Below are 18,289 nucleotides of genomic sequence, written 5' to 3'. Positions count from 1 at the left end.
CTCCCGGGCGGGCCGCCCCTGCACGGCGACCGTCAGGCCTTCAGGGCCTTGACGGCCGTCGGTGCGTGGCCGGGCTCGGTGGCGAGTTCCTCGAACTCGACGACGTTGCCGATGTCGTTCGTGCCGGACATCGAGATGTTGGTGACGCGCTCCAGGATCGCCTCGACGACGACCGGGACCTGGAACTCGGCGGCCAGCTTCTTGGCCTCCTCGAAGGCGGCGCCCAGCTCGTTGGGGTCGGTGACCCGGATCGCCTTGCAGCCCAGGCCCTCGGCGACCTTGACGTGGTCGACGCCGTAGACGCCCAGCTCGGGCGAGTTGATGTTCTCGAACTCCAGCTTGACCTGGAAGTCCATGTCGAACCCGCGCTGCGCCTGACGGATCAGGCCCAGGTAGGAGTTGTTCACCAGGACGTGCACGTAGGGGATCCTGTGCTGCGCGCCGACGGCCAGCTCCTCCAGCATGAACTGGAAGTCGTAGTCGCCGGACAGGGCGACGACCGGGGACTCCGGGTCGGCCTTGGCGACGCCGAGGGCGGCCGGGATGGTCCAGCCGAGCGGGCCGGCCTGGCCGCAGTTGATCCAGTGCCGCGGCCGGTAGACGTGCAGCATCTGCGCGCCGGCGATCTGGGAGAGGCCGATGGTGGAGACGTAGCGGGTCTCCGGGCCGAAGGCCTTGTTCATCTCCTCGTAGACGCGCTGTGGCTTGATCGGGATGTCGTCGAAGTGCGTACGGCGCTGGAGCGTGGCCTTCTTCTCCTGCGCGGCGGCGGCCCAAGCGGAGCGGTCGGGGAGCCTGCCGGCCGCCTTCAGCTCCTTGGCGACCTCGACGAACAGCTCCAGCGCGGCCTTGGCGTCGGAGGCGATGCCGTAGTCGGGGGCGAAGATCTTGCCGATCTGGGTGGGCTCGACGTCGACGTGGACGAACGTGCGGCCGGCCGTGTAGACGTCCAGCTTGCCGGTGTGGCGGTTGGCCCACCGGTTGCCGATGCCGAGGACGAAGTCGGACTCCAGGAAGGTCGCGTTGCCGTAGCGGTGCGAGGTCTGCAGGCCGACCATGCCGGCGTTCAGCTCGTGGTCGTCGGGCAGGATGCCCCAGCCCATCAGGGTGGGCACGACCGGGGTTCCGGTCAGCTCGGCGAACTCCACCAGGAGGTCGGCGGCGTCGGCGTTGATGACACCGCCGCCCGCCACGATCAGCGGCCGCTCGGAGGCGTTCAGCAGCGTGATCGCCTTCTCGGCCTGGGCGCGGGTGGCGGCCGGCTTATAGACCGGCAGCGGCGCGTAGGTCTCCGGGTCGAACTCGATCTCCGTCATCTGGACGTCGATCGGCAGGTCGATCAGGACCGGGCCGGGGCGGCCGGAGCGCATCAGGTGGAAGGCCTGCTGGAAGACGCCGGGGACCTGCGCGGCCTCCAGGACCGTGACCGCCATCTTGGTCACCGGCTTGGCGATGGAGGCGATGTCGACGGCCTGGAAGTCCTCCTTGTGGATCACGGCGGTCGGGGCCTGGCCCGTGATGCACAGGATCGGGATGGAGTCGCCGATGGCCGAGTACAGGCCGGTGATCATGTCGGTGCCGGCCGGGCCCGAAGTGCCGATGCAGACGCCGATGTTGCCCGGGTGCGTGCGCGTGTAGCCCTCGGCCATGTGCGAGGCGCCCTCGACGTGGCGGGCGAGCGTGTGGCCGATGCCTCCGGAGGCCTTGAGCGCCGCGTAGAAGGGGTTGATCGCCGCGCCCGGCACACCGAACGCGTCGGTGACGCCCTCGCGCTTGAGGATCTCAACTGCCGCGCGGGCAGCGGTCATACGAGCCATCGAGTACTCCTGCTTCGGCTGTCTTCTGCTGTCTCGGCTGCCGGATTCGCACTCCGTCGCGCCCCGCGGTGAGCTTCTTCCGTACTTCCGTATAGCGGAAAGTAGTTTCTACGATCTGGAAGCAATGTAAGGGGGTGCCGGGGGGCCGTCAAGGGAGCCGGACGGGGAAGGCCGCCGGAGGGCATGCCTGAGCGCCCGCCGGACGCGGTGCGCGGCGGGTCGTCGAGGGAGCGGCTCCGGGAGAGGAGCCGGGAGGCGGGCCAGGAACCAGGAAGAGGAGCCGAGAGGCGGGTCGGGGGTCGCCGGAAGCTTCGGAGGGGGCGGGAGGCCGGCCGGCCCAGGGGGTCGCCGGAAGCGGTCGAGCGGCAGGAGGCCGGCGCCGGGGCATGCCGCGGGGCGGGCGGGAGGCCAGGCAGCGGCCCGCAGGCCGGACGGAAGGGCGGCCTGGAGGCGGGACGCAGGTCCGGCGCGAGGCCGCCGGGAGGCGGGTCGGAGCGGAGGTCGAGGGTCGAGGGTCGATGGGGCGGAGGCTGACGTCAGGAGGGTCGGGAGGCGTGCCGCACAGGGGCGGGCCGGGCGACGGTCGCCACGCGCCCGGCCCGCCCCTTCCGGTCCCGCCCCACACGGCGGGAAACACGTCGGGCCCGGTCGGAACCGGGTGTCAGGAAACTTTCCTAACAGAAAAGGAATACTGAAGCTGACCATGTTCCGTCAAGGGAAGCGACGGGATGCCGACCGGATCGGGCGGGACCGTTGACAGGCGTGCGCGGCGGGGCGTACGTATTCCGTCGGCGGCCTGGCGCGGACGTTCCCAACCCGACGCGCTCACCCGTCCGTCACCGACGGACCCGGGTGCCCCGGCCGTCCGCGGTCCCATGCCGCTTCCCGCCTGTTGCCGCACACGCACGTCCCGCGACGCGCCCCACACCGCGCCGCGCCGGACGGGCCTGCCGCAAGTCGCCCAGGCGCTGCTCACCTCTGTGTTCGAGGGCACCTCGCGCCCTTCCTCAAGGAGATCAGCATGACGCCTACCCCGCCTCCGAGGCCTCCTGCGCGCCCCGGCCGCCGCACCCGGCGGACCGCCGTCGCCGCCGGCACGAGCATCGCGCTCGCCCTGCTCGGCCTGACCGCCGCGGCCGGCACCGCCCCCACCACCGCCCAGGCGGAACCGTCCGCCGCCGTGCCCGCGACCTTCACCGCGAGCGGTGTCCCGAAATTCGACCACGTCGTGGTGGTCATGGAGGAGAACAAGTTCTACGAGGACGTGATCGGCAGCTCCCAGGCGCCGTACATCAACTCCCTCGCCAAGCAGGGCGCTTCCTTCTCCGACTTCCACGGTGTCGTCCACCCCAGCCAGGGCAACTACGTGGCGCTGTTCTCCGGTTCCACGCACGGGATCAAGGACGACGACTGCCCGCACGACTACTCCTCCGACAACCTCGGCAACCAGCTCCTCACTCACGGACGCACGTTCACCGGCTACTCCGAGGACCTGCCCGCCGACGGCTCGAAGGACTGCGGGGACGACGGCGACAGCGGGTACGCCCGCAAGCACAACGGCTGGGTCGACTTCAAGAACGTCCCGGCCTCGTCCAACCTGCGCATGAGCCGCTTCCCGACGGACTACTCCAAGCTGCCGGACGTGGCGTTCGTGACGCCCAACCTGACGAACGACATGCACGACGGCACCGTGCGCGAGGGCGACGACTGGCTGCGCAAGCACCTGGACGGCTACGTCCAGTGGGCCAGGACCCACAACAGCGCGCTGGTGCTGACCTGGGACGAGGACGACAGCGACGACGACGTCAACCACATCCCCACCCTGGTCGTCGGCGCCCACGTCAAACAGGGGTACAAGTCCAAGGACCGCGGCGACCTCTACTCGCTGCTGCGCACCCTGGAGGACATGCACGGGCTGCCGGCCCTGGGCGAGGCGGCCTCGCGCCGGCCGCTCACCGGCATCTGGGACGACGGCGGCTCCACACCGCCCGGCTCCACCGACGACCTCGCGCTGAACCGGCCCGTCAAGACCTCCTCCGCCGAGAGCAGTTCCCTGACCGGCGCGAAGGCCGTGGACGGCGACCCGGCAACCCGCTGGGCCAGCAAGGAGGGGACCGACCCGCAGTGGATCCAGGTCGACCTGGGCGCCGACACCGACATCAACCGGGTGCGACTCACCTGGGAGGACGCCTACGCCAAGGCGTACACGGTGCAGACCTCCCAGGACGGCTCCTCCTGGTCGACCGTGTACTCCACGTCGGCCGGTGACGGCGGCACCGACGACCTCACGGTGAGCGGGCACGGCCGGTACGTGCGCGTGAACGGCACCAAGCGCGGGACGTCGTACGGGTATTCGCTGTACGGCTTCGAGGTGTACGGCAAGGCGGGCGCCTCCACCCCGCCGCCGGTGAAGTCCGGCGCCGACCTGACCGACCCGGCCAAGAAGGAGATCGCGATGGAGCTGGTCTCCAGCGCGGAGAACTCCTCCCTGGACTGGAAGGCCCAGTACACCTACATCGAGGACATCGGCGACGGCCGCGGCTACACGGGCGGCATCGTCGGCTTCTGCTCGGGCACCGGCGACATGCTCGACCTCGTCGAGCACTACACGGACCTGAAACCGGACAACGTCCTCGCCAAGTACCTGCCCGCGCTGCGCAAGGTGAACGGCAGCGACTCGCACTCCGGGCTCGGCTCGGCGTTCGTCTCCGCATGGCACACCGCGGCCAAGGACTCCGTCTTCCGGCAGGCGCAGGACGACGAACGCGACCGGGTCTACTTCGACCCGGCCGTCGCCCGCGCCAAGGCCGACGGGCTCCAGGCGCTGGGGCAGTTCGCGTACTACGACGCGATCGTGATGCACGGCCCCGGTGACGACGCCACCAGCTTCGGCGGCATCCGCGCGACCGCGCTGCGGCACGCGAAGCCGCCGTCCCAGGGCGGCGACGAGACGGCGTACCTCAACGCCTTCCTGGACGCCCGGGTGGCGGCCATGAAGACCGAGGAGGCGCACAGCGACACCAGCAGGGTCGACACCGAGCAGCGCGTCTTCCTGAAGGACGGCAACCTGCGCCTCGACCCGCCGCTGCGCTGGAAGGTCTACGGCGACCCGTACGAGATCGACGGCTGACCCGGCCGCCCGCAGGGCCCGCCGGCCACCGCGCCGGCGGGCCCCTCCCCGCGCGAGACCCCCACCACGGGACAGGCCCCGAGAGGACACGTCCAGCCATGTACATCTCATCCAGCCGGGCGGCGACGCCGCGCTCCCCCGCCCCCGGCACCGGCTCCGGCCCCGATCCCCGCGCCGCCGCCCCGCCGGCCCCCGCCGCCCCGCAGGCACCCCCGGGTGCCGGGCGCCGGGCGCGCGCGACGGCCCGGGTCTCCCCCACCGTGCTCGCCCTCGGCTCGGTCAGCCTGGTCACCGACGTCTCCTCCGAGATGATCACCGCCGTGCTGCCGATGTACGTCATCTTCACGCTGGGCCTGAGCCCCTTGCAGTTCGGCGCGCTCAACGGCATGTACGTCGGCGTGACCGCCCTGGTCCGGCTGGCCGGCGGGCACGCGGCCGACCGCTGGCAGCGCCGCAAACTGGTGGCGGGCAGCGGCTACGCCCTCTCCGCGGTGTGCAAGCTGGGCCTGCTGGCGGCGGGCTCCTCGGTGCCGCTGCTCGGCGCGGTGATCGCCGCCGACCGCACCGGCAAGGGGCTGCGCACCGGCCCGCGCGACGCGCTGATCTCCCTGAGCAGCACACCGGCGACGCTGGGCCGCTCCTTCGGGGTGCACCGCGCGCTCGACACGGCGGGCGCCTTCCTCGGCCCGCTGGTGGCGTTCGCCCTGCTGCTGGCCACGCCGGGCCGCTACGACACCGTGTTCGTGGTGAGCTTCGGTGTCGCCGTCCTCGGGGTGCTGATGCTCGCCCTGCTGGTCCAGGAGCGGCGGGCGCCGGCGGCGGCCGGCGAGCCGGAGCGCCGGGCGGGCCTGCGCGACGTGCTCGCGCTGCTGCGCCACCGCGCCTATCTGCGGGTGGGGCTGGCCGCGGTGCTGCTGTCCGCGGTGGTGATCGGCGACTCGTTCGTCTACCTGCTCCTCCAGGAGCGCCTGGGCGTGCCCGAGCAGTACTTCCCGCTGCTGCCGCTGGGCACGGCGGGCGGCTATCTGCTGCTCGCGGTGCCGATGGGGCGGCTGGCCGACCGGGCCGGGCGGCTGCGGGTCTTCGCCGCCGGCCACCTCGCCCTGCTGACGGGCTGTCTGCTGCTGTTCCTGCCGTGGTCGGGACCGGCGCCGGTCGTCGTGGTGCTGGCGCTGCACGGGGTGTTCTACGCGGCGACGGACGGCGTACTGATGGCCGCCGTCGGACCGCTGGTGCCCGAGCGGCTGCGGGCCGGCGGCCTGTCCCTGATCCAGACGGCCCAGTCGGTGGCCGCGCTGGCCTCCTCGGTGCTGTTCGGGGCGTGCTGGTCGCTGTGGGGGCTGCGGACCGCGCTGGCCGCCGCGCTGGCCGCGCTGGCGGTGGCGAGCGTGCTCGCGGTGTGGATCCTGCCCTGGCGCGCCGAGCGGCGGGGCCCGGTGACGGCGGACGAGCGTGCGGAGGCCACCGGATGAGCACCAGGGCGAGACTGCTGACCGTCGTCGCCGCCGTGCTGCTGGTGGCGGGCGCGAGCACCGGGTACGTGTGGCACGTGCGCGGCGGCGCGGACCCGGGCACCGCGGGCGGCGCGGTCCGGCTCGACGCGGCCGGGCGGATCCTGTTCCGGAACACCGCGCCGGGCGCCGGGTTCGGCAAGGTGGCGACGGTGCCGCTGGACCGGCCGGGCGCCGGCCGCACGGTCGGCGCCACGCGCTGCGACCGCGTCTACGCGGCGCACGGCACGGGTGTGTGCCTCCAGCGCACCGGCCCCGTCCCGGGCACCTACGTCACGGTGCTCGACCGCGAGCTGCGCCGGGTCCGCCGGGTGCGTACCGAGGGCTTCCCCAACCGGGCCCGGGTGTCGGCGGACGGACGGATGCTGTCGTGGACGATGTTCGTGCGGGGCGACTCCTATCTGCGCGACGACTTCTCGACCCGTACCGGCGTGCTGGACACCCGTACCGGCCGGCTGACCGGCGACATCGAGCGGATCCCGCTGACCCTGGACGGCCGCCCGTACCAGGCCGCCGACGTCAACTACTGGGGGGTGACGTTCGCGCGGGACGACAGCACCTTCTACGCCACGGTGCGCACCGCCGGCCGCACCTACCTGGTGCGGGGCGACTACCGGAAGTGGACGGCGCGCACCCTGCGGGAGAACGCCGAGTGCCCGTCGCTGTCGCCGGACGGGACGCGGCTGGTGTTCAAGAAGCGGGTCAACGCGGGCAGCGGACGCCCGTGGCGGCTGTTCGCGCTCGACCTGGCCCGCATGCGCGAGACTCCGCTCGCCGAGTCCCGCAGCGTCGACGACCAGGCGGCCTGGCTCGACGCGCGGACCGTGATGTACGCGCTGCCCCGGCACGGCGGCGGCTGGGACGTGTGGTCCGTCCCGGCCGACGGGAGCGGGGCGCCGCGCCTGCTCATCCGTGACGCGAGTTCTCCGGCGGTGCTTCCGCGCTGACGGCGGCGGGGGCGGTGTCCGGCGCCGGGCCGGTCTCCTTGGCCCGGCCGGGGCCGTCCCCGCCGTGGCCGCGGCGCAGTTCGACCTTGCGCACCTTGCCGGACACCGTCATCGGGAAGGAGTCCAGGACGCTCAGCCGGCTGGGGATCTTGTAGTGCGCCAGCCGGTCCCGGCAGAAGGACCGCACCTCGTCGAGGGTCGGCGGGTCGGCCTCGTCGAGCGGGATGACGCAGGCCAGGACCTCCTCGCCGTACCGCTCGTGCGGCACGCCGACGACCTGGACGTCACGGATCTTGGGGTGGCCGTACAGGAACTCCTCGACCTCGCGCGGGTAGATGTTCTCCCCGCCGCGGATGATCATGTCCTTGATGCGGCCGACGATCTCCACGTACCCGTCCTCGCGCATCACGGCGAGGTCGCCGGTGTGCATCCAGCGGCCGGGATCGACGGCCTCGGCGGTCCGCTCGGGCTCCTCCCAGTAGCCGAGCATGACGCTGTAGCCGCGGGTGCACAGTTCGCCCGCGCTGCCGCGCGGGAGGGTGACGCCGGTGGCCGGGTCGACGACCTTCACCTCCAGGTGCGGCAGCACCCGGCCGACCGTGGCGGTGCGGTGTTCGAGGTCGTCGTCCACGCGGGTCTGCAGGGACACCGGGGAGGTCTCGGTCATGCCGTAGCAGATGGAGACCTCGGCCATGTGCATCTCGGCGACCACCCGTCTCATCACCTCCACCGGGCAGGGGGAACCCGCCATGATGCCGGTGCGCAGGGTGGAGAGGTCGTACCCGGCGAAGCCGGGGAGGCTGAGTTCGGCGATGAACATGGTCGGGACGCCGTACAGCGACGTGCAGCGTTCCCGCTGGACGGCGGCGAGGGTGGCCTCCGGGTCGAAGGACGCCGCGGGGACGACGATGCACGCGCCGTGCGAGGTGGCCGCGAGGTTGCCCATCACCATGCCGAAGCAGTGGTAGAAGGGCACGGGCACGCAGATGCGGTCCTGCTCGGTGTAGGCGACCAGCTCCCCCACGAAATAGCCGTTGTTGAGGATGTTGTGGTGGGAGAGGGTGGCGCCCTTGGGGAAGCCTGTGGTGCCCGAGGTGTACTGGATGTTGATGGGGTCGTCGCAGGACAGCTCCGCCTCCCGCGCCCGCAGTTCGTCGGCGCGGTCGGGCGTGCCATGAGCGGCGAACGCGTCCCATGTCGGGTCACCGATGTAGACGATCTCCGTCAACTGCGGGCAGTTGCCCCGCACTTGGTCGATCATCGCCCGGTAGTCGCTGCTCCTGTGCCGCAGCGAGGCGAAGAGCAGGGAGATGCCCGCCTGTTTCAGGACGTACTCGGCCTCGTGGGTGCGGTAGGCCGGGTTGATGTTGACCATGACGGCGCCGACGCGGGCGGTGGCGTACTGGACCAGGACCCACTCGGCGCAGTTCACGGCCCAGATGCCGACCCGGTCGCCCTTGGCCACGCCGGCCGCGAGCAGCGCGTACGCCAGCCGTTCCACGTCGGCGGCGAACTCGGCGTACGTCCAGCGGCGGCCCGAGGGGACGTCGACGAGCGCCTCGCGCTCGGGCCAGGTGGCGACCGCGCGGGCCAGGTTCGCGCCGATGGTGTCGCCCAGCAGGGCCGTGCCGCCGGTCCCGTGGGTGTACGAGGGTGCGGGGCTCACCGGAAGTCCTCCTCGCGGTACTCGTGGCGGGAGCCCTGGGCCGTGGCCTCGCGCAGTTCGATGCGGCGGATCTTGCCGGAGACCGTCTTGGGCAGGTCGCCGAACTCCAGGCGGCGCAGCCGCTTGTAGGGGGCGAGGACCCGGCGGGAGTGCTCGAAGAGGACCTCGGCGGTGCCGGGGCCGGGCTCCCAGCCCTCGGCCAGGACGACGTACGCCTTCGGTACGGCCAGGCGCAGTTCGTCGGGGGCGGGCACGACGGCCGCCTCGGCCACCGCCTCGTGCTCCAGCAGGGCGCTCTCCAGCTCGAACGGGCTGATCTTGTAGTCGGAGGCCTTGAAGACGTCGTCGGAACGCCCGATGTACGTGAGATATCCGTCTTCGTCACGGGAGGCGACGTCGCCCGTGCGGTAGTAGCCGCCCGCCATCGCCTCGGCGGTGCGGTCGGCGTCGCCGTGGTAGCCGGCCATCAGGCCGACGGGCCGGGCGGAGAGGTCGAGCGCGACCTCGCCCTCGTCGGCGCCCGGCGCGCCGGAGACGGGATCGAGCAGTTCGACGCGGAAGCCGGGGCTGGGCCGCCCCATGGAGCCGGTCTTGAGCGGCTGGCCGGGGCTGTTGGAGACCTGCACGGCCGTCTCGGTCTGCCCGAAACCGTCGCGGACGGTGACGCCCCAGGCCCGCCGGACCTGCTCGATGACCTCGGGGTTGAGCGGCTCGCCGGCGGCCACGGCCTCGCGGGGCGGGGTGCCCAGCAGGCTCAGGTCGGCCTGGATGAGCATGCGCCACACGGTCGGCGGGGCGCAGAAGGTGGTGACGCCGGCCCGGTTCATCTCGGACATCAGACGGGCGGCGTCGAAGCGGGTGTAGTTGTGGATGAAGACGGTCGCCTCCGCGTTCCACGGGGCGAACAGGTTGGACCAGGCGTGCTTGGCCCAGCCCGGCGAGGAGATGTTCAGGTGCACGTCGCCGGGCTTCAGGCCGATCCAGTACATGGTCGCCAGGTGCCCGATCGGGTACGAGGTGTGGGTGTGCTCGACCAGCTTGGGACGGGCGGTGGTGCCGGAGGTGAAGTAGAGCATCAGCGGGTCGTCGGCGAGGGTGGGTCCGTCGGGGAGGAATTCCGCCGGGGCCGCGTGCACGTCCTCGTAGGGCTCCCAGCCCTCCTCGGGCACCCCGCCGACCGAGATGCGGGTGTAGGCGCCGGGCACGTCGGCGAACTTGGCGGTGTCCTGCGCGCGCACGACGACGTGCTTGACCCGGCCGCGCTCGACGCGGTCGCGCAGGTCGGCGGGGCCGAGCAGCGGGGTGGCGGGGATGACGACCGCCCGCAGCTTCATCGCGGCGAGCGCGGTCTCCCACAGTTCGGCCTGGTTGCCGAGCATCACCAGGACCCGGTCCTCGGCCGCGACGCCGCGCGACCGCAGCCAGTTCGCGGCGCGGTCGGAGCGCTCGGACATCTCGGCGAAGGAGAGGCGGACCTCGCTGCCGTCCTCCTCCACGATGTGCAGGGCGGTGCGGTCGTTGTTCTCGGCGATGACGTCGAACCAGTCCAGCGCCCAGTTGAAGTGCCCGGGGCGGGGCCACCGGAAGCCGGCGTAGGCCGTGGCGTAGTCCTCACGGTGTTCCAGCAGGAAGTCCCGTGCCCCGCGGAAGGTCTCCGTCGCCGTCGTCATCTGTCCTCCATGTGCGGTCCGGCATCCGGACCATTGCCGTGCGGCTCCGCTCCATCGTGTAATCCGTGATGCAGGTCTCACTACCCCCGAACGGGGGTGTGGTGAGCGCGGGACCGTGACGAAGGGGCGAGCGGGTGACGGCACAGGCGTCCGGGGCGGCGGAGATCCGGGGAGCGCTGGCGGCGCTGCGGCGGGCGACGGGTCTGCCGGTCGCCTTCGGCGGCCTGGTCGAGCCGGGACGGCCGCGGGTGCGGATCAGTGAGCTGACCGGCACGGCGACGCCCGCGCTCAGCGCGCTCGCGGTGACCGCCGGCAACGGGCTCGGCGGCCGGGCGGTGGCGCTGGCCCGCCCCTGCGCGGTGACGGACTACTCGCTGTCCCGGCAGATCAGTCACGAGTACGACGCGGCGGTGGCCGCAGAGGGACTGCGCTCGGTCCTCGCGGTACCGGTGGTGGTGCGGCGCCGGGTGCGGGGCGTGCTGTACGGCGCCCTGCGGACCGCCCAGCCGCTCGGCGACCGCACGCTGAACGCGGCGGTGGCGGCGGCCCGCGACGTGGAGCAGGCGCTGGTCGTACAGGAGGAGGCGCGCGGACTGCTGGCGGCGGCCGCCGCGCCGGAGGCCGAGGCCGAGGGCGCGCAGGTCGCCGGGCCCGCCTGGGCGCAGGTGCGCGAGGCCCACGCGGCGCTGCGTGCCCTGGCCCCGCGGATCACGGACCCCGGCCTGCGCGCCGAACTGCTCCGGGCGTGCGGCCTGCTGACCGCGGCGCCCGCCCCTTCGCCGGGCGTGCGCCTGGCCCCCCGGGAGGTCGACGTCCTCGCCTGCGTGGCCGCGGGCGCGACGAACGCGGCCACCGCCGCCCGTCTCGGCCTCGGCGCGGAGACGGTCAAGGCCTACCTCCGCTCGGCCATGCGCAGGCTCGGCGCCCACACCCGGGGCGAGGCGGTGGCGGCGGCCCGCCGGGCGGGGGTGCTGCCGTAGGAGCGGGCCCGTGCCCTGCCGCGGAACGGTGGGGTGCGCTGCCGCGGGACGGTGGGTGCGCTGCCGCCGCGGCAGCGTGCGGGTGCCGGCCGTGGCGGGGCGGGGGAGCCTCCCCGGGCCGGACGGTCCGTGGTGGGAGTACCGTCGGCCGGGTGGCCGGGGTACCGTCGGAGGGCTGTGCGTGCGGGGTGCGTATTCGATCGGCGCGGCTTTGAATTCCGTCATGCTTCGGCTGCTGTTATTTCCCTCACGACGCCGACGGACCGGAATTCATCGGCCGGTTGCCTAGAATTTGGCCCGGACACGACACACGAGGGGAGCGGTGACCGTGCTACGGGACTTCAAGGGCCCTGCGGGCTGCCGCTCCGAGCTGGTCATCGGCCGGGAGGAGCCGTCCGCGGCGGCGCGCGAGCAGCTCGGCCGCGGCGGCAGTGTGCTGCTGCACGGACCGGCCGGAATAGGAAAGTCGACCGTGCTGCGGGCATTGGCGGCGGAATACGCCCCCGCGGCCCGCACGGTCTTGCGCTGCTCCGCCACCGAGTCCGAATCCCATCTGCCGTTCCTGGCCCTCGCCGACCTCTTCGGGCTGGTCCTTGCGGAGGTGGCCGGCGAACTGCCCGCCGCCCAGCGCACCGCCCTGGAGTCGGCGCTCACCGGCCGCGGCGAGTCCACCCTCCAGCGCGACGGTCTGGCCCTGCGCCTCGCCGTGCTCTCCACGCTGCGCGCGCTCGCCGCCCGCGGCCCGGTGCTGATCGTCGCCGACGACCTGCAGTGGCTGGACCCGGCCAGCGCGGAACTGCTCGGCTTCGCCGCCCGCCGCCTGGGCGGCACCCCGGTGCGGATGCTGTGCGCCGTGCGCACCGAGGACGAGGACTACGGCCGTCATCTGCGCTCCCCCGCTCTCGGCGTCGCCCGAGCGGGGGGACCCCCCTGCCCGCCCGACACCCTCTCGGTGCGCCTCGGTCCGCTCTCGCGCGCCCAGGTCTCGGCCCTGCTCGACCACCGCGGCCACACCGGCCTGCCGCGCTCCACGGTCCGCGAGATCCACCGCACCAGCGGCGGCAACCCGCTGTTCGCGCTGGAACTGGGCCGGGCGCTGGCCGAGAGCCCGGCCCGGCCCCGTCCGGGTGAGCCGCTGCCGGTGCCGACGTCGCTGCGCGCCCTGGTGCTCAGCCGGCTGGAGATGCTGTCCGAGGAGGCCCGCCGGACCCTGCTCGTCGCCAGTGCGGGCGCCCGCCCCACCCCGGCGCTGCTGCACGCCGCCGGCCGGGAGAACGCGGAGGCCGAGTGCGCGCAGGCCGCCCGGCTCGGGCTGCTGGCGACCGAACCCGAGGGACCCGCCGTACGGTTCGCGCACCCCCTCATCTCGGCCGCGCTGTACGCCGAGGCGCCCGTCGGGGAGCGGCGTGCCGCGCACGCGGCACTGTCCACCGCAGCCTCCGACCCCATCGAACGCGCCCGTCACCTGGCCCTGTCCACGACCGGCACCGATCCGGGCGTGGCCGCCCGGCTCGCCGGGGCCGCCGCCCTGGCCCGCGACCGCGGAGCGCCGTCGGTGGCCGCCTCGCTCGGGCTGCTCGCCGCCCGGCACACCCCGGCGGACGGCGAACCGGGGCCCGACGAGCGGCGGTTGCTCGCCGCCGAGGACGCCATCACGGCCGGCGAGGTGGACCTCGCCCGGGACATCGCCCGGGACGTGCTGACCCGGGCCACCGTGCCCGCCCAGCGGGTGCGGGCGTGGATGGTGGTGATCGAGGCCGCCGGGCAGGCCCTCGGCGAGGTGGACGCGGTCTTCCCGCAGGCGCTGGCCGACGCCGGGGACGACCCCGGGCTGCTCGCCCTGGTCCACTACCAGCTGGCCTGGCGCGGGCTGGTCGTCGAGGGGGATTTCGGCGTGGCCCGCGAGGAGGCCGCGCACGCCGCGGAGCTGGCCGCGCGCGGCGGGGACCGGCGTACCGAGCTGATGGCGCTGGCGTTCCGGGCCTCCACCGAGACGCTGATGGGGCACCCCGACGCGCCCTCGACCATCCGGCGCGCGACGAAGGAGCCCCAGGACCCCTACGTCGCCTGCCACCACAACGGCGTCGGTGCGGCCCGCTACCGCTGGCTGCTGATGAGCGACCGGCTCACCGAGGCGCGCGCGACCATCACGGCGCTGCTGCGCGAGGTGCGGCGGCGCGGCATGGTCGAGAGCGAGGTGCACTTCCTGCGGCTGCTCGCCGAGACAGAACTGCGCGCCGGGCACTGCGGGCGGGCCCTGGACCTGGCCCGGGAGAGTCTGCGGCTGGCCCGGGACACGGGGATCGGCGAGGGCGCCTCGGCCATGCTGGCCTGCTTCGCGGAAGCCTCCGGCGGGGACACCGGCCGGGCGCTGGCGCTGGCCGGTGAGGCGGTCCGGCTCGCCGAGGAGGACGGCGACCAGATGTACCTCTCGCGCGCCCTGGCGGCCCTCGGGTACGCGCAGTTCGTGTCCGGGGACGCGCAGGCCGCCGTGGCGACGCTGCGCCGGGTGCGGGAGCTGGAGACGGGGCTCGGCATCACCGACCCGGCGCGCGGGCGCTGGCACGGCGACCTGGCGGAGGCGCTGGTGCTCGTCGGTGAGCCGGGCGAGGCGCAGCAGGTCGTCGACACGGCCCGCGCGCACGCGCTGCGGCTGGGCCGCGAGAGCGTGCTGGCCGTCCTCGACCGGGCCGAGGCGCTGGTGGTGGCGGCCCGCGGCGACACCGAGGCCGCCGTCGGCCGGCTGACGTCGGCCCAGGACCGGCTGGCCGGGCTCGGCAACGGCCTGGAGGAGGCGCGGGCCGCCTTCGCGCTGGCCCGGCTGCGCGCGCCGCGGCCGGGCCCGACGTCGTACGACGAGGCGGCGCGGCTCTTCCGGCGCTGCCGGGCGCTGCCGTGGCTGCGCCGGGTGGACGCGGCGGCGCTCGCCCGTCCGGCGCAGCCGGAGCCGGAAGCGGTCCCCGCGGTCCTGGACGGGCTGGCCGCGATGGAGCGTCAGGTCGCGGCGCTCGTCATGGAGGGCGCCACCAACCGGGAGATCGCCGCGCGGCTGTTCATCAGCGTCAAGACGGTGGAGGCGACCCTGACCCGGGTCTACCGCAAGCTGGGGATCCGTTCGCGGGTCGACATCGTCCGATTGGCGGCCGGCCGGCGCGCGAAGTGAGCGCGGCCCGGGTTGACTGACCGGGTGGATCTCAGTGCGCGTGGCTGCCGCGGCCGGTGCGTCGTCGCGAACCGACGGGAGACGACCGCACCGGTCGCTCCCGCCCGGCCCCTGACGGCACGGGCCGCCGCCGCACGGCCTCGCACCGACCGGGGCGCCTTCGCGGCCGCACGGGTCACATCCGCCCCGGCCCCCGCCGCGCGGTTCGCCCCCGCGTGCCCACGGGTCGCCGCCACCCGCCCCCCGGCCGCCGCCCGGCTGCCGTCCGTACCGGCCTCCCCCGCCACCGCGTCCGCCGCCCCGCCCGGTTCCCGGCCCTGCCTGCCGCCTTGGCCCCCTGCCGTTCCCGGGTTCCGGGCGGACGGTGGCGCCCGGTGGGCGTGGGGTGCGTGCCGGGGGGCGGGCGGGCGTCCGCTGCCGGCGGTCCGTCAGCGGCGGGCCCGGCGCCCGGAGGTGGTGGGCCGTACGGCGCGTGTGCCGGGTGTCACCGAGGGTTTTCCCTGTGCGGGCGCCCTAGGGGGTTCCCTCATTGGGGGCGGGCGGGGTGGGTCCTAGCGTGAGGGACGTGCCGCTCGCCCGGGCACGTGGGAGTCCGAGCACCGGTTCCCGTACCGACCGGCTCAGCCCCCCAGCCCGCGCGATCCCCCACCGGCCAGCCCACGAGGAGACGCATGTTCGGCCTCACCCGCGCCAGACCCGGCCGTCGCGGACGGACCGCCGCCGCACTGTCGGCCGGCGCCGCGACCGCGCTGCTCACCGCGCCCTGCGCCCACGCCGCCGACCGGCCCGGCGCCGGCGTACCGGAGTCCGTCGTCGGCGGTACGCCGACCACGACGAGCGCGTACCCCTTCGTCGTCCAGCTCACCGACACCGCCGGCAACCAGTTCTGCGGCGGCACGCTCGTGGCCGCCCGGAAGGTGGTCACCGCGGCGCACTGCGTGTCCGGCGAGACCACCGGCAGCGTGCGGGTCGTCGGGGGCCGCACCAACCTCGACGGCACCGACGGGACGGTCAGCGCGGTCAGCGGCATCTGGGTCGACCCGGACTACACGGACGCGGCGAGCGGTGACGACGTGGCCGTGCTGACGCTGGCGACCGCGATGCCGTACGCCCCGGCGAAGTACGTCTCCCCCGCCGACACCGGTGCGTACGCGGCCGGGACCACGGCCCGCGTCCTCGGCTGGGGCACCACCACCGAAAGCGGCAGTCCCTCCAACCAGTTGCGGACCGCGACCGTACCGGTCGTGTCCGACAGCGGCTGCGCGGGCGCCTACGGCTCCGACTTCGTCGCGAGCGACATGGTTTGCGCCGGATACGAATCCGGCGGCACAGACACCTGCCAGGGCGACAGCGGCGGTCCCCTGCTAGTCGGGGGCGTCCTGGCAGGGATCACTTCCTGGGGCGACGGCTGCGCCGAGGCGGGCCGTCCGGGTGTGTACACACGGCTGACCACCTTCTCGGACCTGGTCACGGCGCAGGTCGGCTCCTGAATCCCCCCGGGCTTCCCCCGGGGCGCGTGCCGGGGGGCGTTGCGGGCCACCACGAGCGGCCCGCAGCGCCCCCTTTCCACCCGGCGCGGCCTGCTGCCCGCCGGCGGTGAGCTTCCCGGTCCGCCTCAAGGGCGGGCGACGGGCGCGAACCGGACGTCGTACGGCGTCCCGGGGTGCAGCACGGCCAGTATCCGCCGCGCCTCCTCGGTCACCTCCCGCCGCCGCGTCCGCGTCCGCGCCGTCCAGGGCCCGGCAGGAGACCGCGGCGTCCGGCCGCGGCACGCCGAGGGAGCGGTCGCGGTCCGCGCACGGGGCCCAGGGCGGACGGCGTCCGGCCGCGGCACGCCGAGGGGGCGGTCGCGGTCCGCGCACGGGGCCCAGGGCGGTCGTTCGGCGCGGCGCGGCCGGACATGGAGCAGCCGCCCGGCCCGCTCACCGCTTCTCCCCGGGGGCGCGGGGGACGGAGCCGCGGTGGCGCCGGGCGAGGCGTCGATCACGGCCGTCACGGCGGCCCCGTGCCGGATCGCACGCCGGCCGGAGGTGAAGCAGGCGGTCCGCACCCTGCGCGGCCGGCGCACTCCTACGGGTCCGCCGACCAGCCCGTCCAGCGCCGGACGGACAGCGCGACCACCGCGCCGTCCGGGGGCTGGTCGGTGTACTGCGGGTACTTGCGGCACAGCAGCGCCAGCGCCTCCTCACGCTCCCGCCGCCGGCCGGCGTCCGCCGCCTCGTCCGGCCGGCCGGCAGGCAGGATGCGGGCGCGGCAGTCGGCGCGGGCCCACCACAGCCGGGTCCAGTCCTCGTCGTACGCGTCCGCCAGCAGGCACACACAGGGATGGGCGGCCATGTTGCGCAGCCGCTTCAGGCGGGTGGTGCTCTTCGGTTTGCGGTCGACGGCGGTCACGATCGTGCCGCCGTCCGGGACGGCGAACACCACGGGCACCAGGTGCGGCCGGCCGGCCGGGTCCACCGTGGCCAGCCGTGCCACGCGCGCGGCGGCGAACCGCCGCCGGGCCTCCTCGGCGTCCATCCGTGGCACCTCGGCGCCTCCTTCCCCGCCACGTGAGCGCGTCCGCGGGCCGGGTACCCCCTCTCCGGCGGGCCGGACCCACAATGGGCGGCAGGGGCCGGAAGGACACCGACGAAGGGAGACGCATGCCGGGGCTCGCGGTTCCGCTGTGGGACGTGGCCAATGGACAGGGCCTGCGCCAGCTCGCCGAGCTGGGGCTGGCGCTGCTGCTGTCGAGCCTGATCGGCTGGGAGCGGGAGGCCCACCAGAAGAGCGCGGGACTGCGGACCCACACCCTGGTCGGCGTCGCCAGCGCGCTGATGATGGAGGTGTCGCAGCACGGCTTCACCAACGTGCTGGGCCTGGACCACGTGTCCTTCGACCCGTCCCGGGTGGCCGCCCAGATCGTCTCCGGCATCGGCTTCATCGGCGGCGGTCTGATCTTCGTACGGCGGGACGCGGTGCGCGGACTGACCACCGCCGCCACCATCTGGCTGACCTGCGCCGTCGGCATGGCCTGCGGGGGCGGGCTGCCGATCCTGGCGCTGACCACGACCGTGCTGCACTTCCTCGTCGTACGCGGCTACCCCCGCCTCTCGCGCCGGCTCACCCCGGGCCTGGTGCCGGCCACCGTCGAGGTGCGCCTGACGTATCTGACGGGCCGGGCCCTGCTGCCGCGGCTGATGGAGGCGTGCACCAGCCGGGGTTTTCGCATCCTGGAGGTGAAGGCCGACCGGCTGCCGGGCCGCACCGACGCCGCGGCCCGGGTCCTGCTGCGCCTGGAGGGCACCGCCGACGCGGGACGGCTGGCCTCGGAACTGTTCCACGACGACGGCGTGGTGGACGTCGAGCTGAGCCTCGGCACGGCGGAGGAGGAGCAGGACGCGTAGGCCCGCTCGGCCGGAC

The 18,289-nt window shown here is 74.3% G+C and carries 11 protein-coding genes and 1 pseudogene; 8 read left to right on the top strand and 4 right to left on the bottom strand.

All coding sequences use genetic code 11. From position 1 onward, the window contains the following. Positions 1-32: 32 nt before the first annotated feature. The gene (gene gcl / locus IG64_RS21895) at positions 33-1,817 is read right to left on the bottom strand and encodes a glyoxylate carboligase (protein ID WP_037858758.1); all 1,785 of its coding nucleotides are present in this window, start codon (positions 1,815-1,817) and stop codon (positions 33-35) included. A 1,021-nt stretch (positions 1,818-2,838) separates the two neighbouring features. Between gcl and IG64_RS42330 the strand changes: the two are divergent. From IG64_RS42330 to IG64_RS21880, 4 genes and pseudogenes are all read left to right on the top strand, one after another. After that, positions 2,839-3,726 (top strand): annotated as a pseudogene (locus IG64_RS42330) (alkaline phosphatase family protein); the annotation flags it as partial. Next, positions 3,724-4,947: a chitosanase gene (locus IG64_RS43295; RefSeq protein ID WP_078884136.1), complete on the top strand. Its 1,224-nt coding sequence runs from the start codon at positions 3,724-3,726 to the stop codon at positions 4,945-4,947. The pseudogene IG64_RS42330 and the gene IG64_RS43295, both read left to right, overlap by 3 nt. Positions 4,948-5,045: 98 nt before the next feature. Next, positions 5,046-6,419 carry an MFS transporter gene (locus IG64_RS21885; RefSeq protein WP_051813170.1) on the top strand — a complete coding sequence of 458 codons (1,374 nt, stop codon included), beginning with the start codon at positions 5,046-5,048 and terminating at the stop codon, positions 6,417-6,419. Next, positions 6,416-7,405 (top strand): TolB family protein, encoded by a 990-nt coding sequence (locus IG64_RS21880; protein ID WP_037858755.1) that lies wholly within the window; start codon positions 6,416-6,418, stop codon positions 7,403-7,405. Before IG64_RS21885 ends, IG64_RS21880 begins: the two co-directional genes overlap by 4 nt. On the opposite strand, the gene IG64_RS21875 is transcribed toward IG64_RS21880, so the two are convergent. Together IG64_RS21875 and IG64_RS21870 are read right to left on the bottom strand one after the other, a co-directional pair. After that, entirely contained in the window at positions 7,365-9,071 is a 1,707-nt protein-coding gene (locus IG64_RS21875) for an AMP-binding protein (protein ID WP_037858752.1), read from the bottom strand. The genes IG64_RS21880 and IG64_RS21875 overlap by 41 nt on opposite strands. Next, positions 9,068-10,741, bottom strand: coding sequence for an AMP-binding protein (locus IG64_RS21870; RefSeq protein WP_037858749.1), 1,674 nt, complete (start codon positions 10,739-10,741; stop codon positions 9,068-9,070). The genes IG64_RS21875 and IG64_RS21870 overlap by 4 nt, the downstream gene beginning before the upstream one ends. Positions 10,742-10,875: 134 nt before the next feature. Between IG64_RS21870 and IG64_RS21865 the strand changes: the two genes are divergently transcribed. From IG64_RS21865 to IG64_RS21855, 3 genes are all read left to right on the top strand, one after another. Further along, positions 10,876-11,721 (top strand): LuxR C-terminal-related transcriptional regulator, encoded by an 846-nt coding sequence (locus IG64_RS21865; protein WP_037858745.1) that lies wholly within the window; start codon positions 10,876-10,878, stop codon positions 11,719-11,721. Between the two features lie 322 nt (positions 11,722-12,043). After that, positions 12,044-14,884, top strand: coding sequence for a helix-turn-helix transcriptional regulator (locus tag IG64_RS21860; protein WP_037858744.1), 2,841 nt, complete (start codon positions 12,044-12,046; stop codon positions 14,882-14,884). A 671-nt stretch (positions 14,885-15,555) separates the two neighbouring features. Beyond that, positions 15,556-16,374: a S1 family peptidase gene (locus tag IG64_RS21855; RefSeq protein WP_037858742.1), complete on the top strand. Its 819-nt coding sequence runs from the start codon at positions 15,556-15,558 to the stop codon at positions 16,372-16,374. 580 nt (positions 16,375-16,954) lie between these two features. Here the strand turns inward: IG64_RS21855 and IG64_RS21845 are convergent. Beyond that, entirely contained in the window at positions 16,955-17,413 is a 459-nt protein-coding gene (locus tag IG64_RS21845; protein ID WP_078884130.1) for a TIGR03668 family PPOX class F420-dependent oxidoreductase, read from the bottom strand. A 116-nt stretch (positions 17,414-17,529) separates the two neighbouring features. On the opposite strand from IG64_RS21845, the gene IG64_RS21840 reads away from it, so the two are divergent. Continuing rightward, entirely contained in the window at positions 17,530-18,273 is a 744-nt protein-coding gene (locus IG64_RS21840; RefSeq protein ID WP_037858892.1) for an MgtC/SapB family protein, read from the top strand. Positions 18,274-18,289: the final 16 nt, after the last annotated feature.

It is taken from the genome of Streptomyces sp. NRRL S-340 (genome assembly GCF_000720185.1).
Classification (GTDB): domain Bacteria; phylum Actinomycetota; class Actinomycetes; order Streptomycetales; family Streptomycetaceae; genus Streptomyces.
The sequence above is the reverse complement of the archived record's forward strand: the minus strand, read 5'-3'. Positions and strand labels throughout refer to the sequence as shown.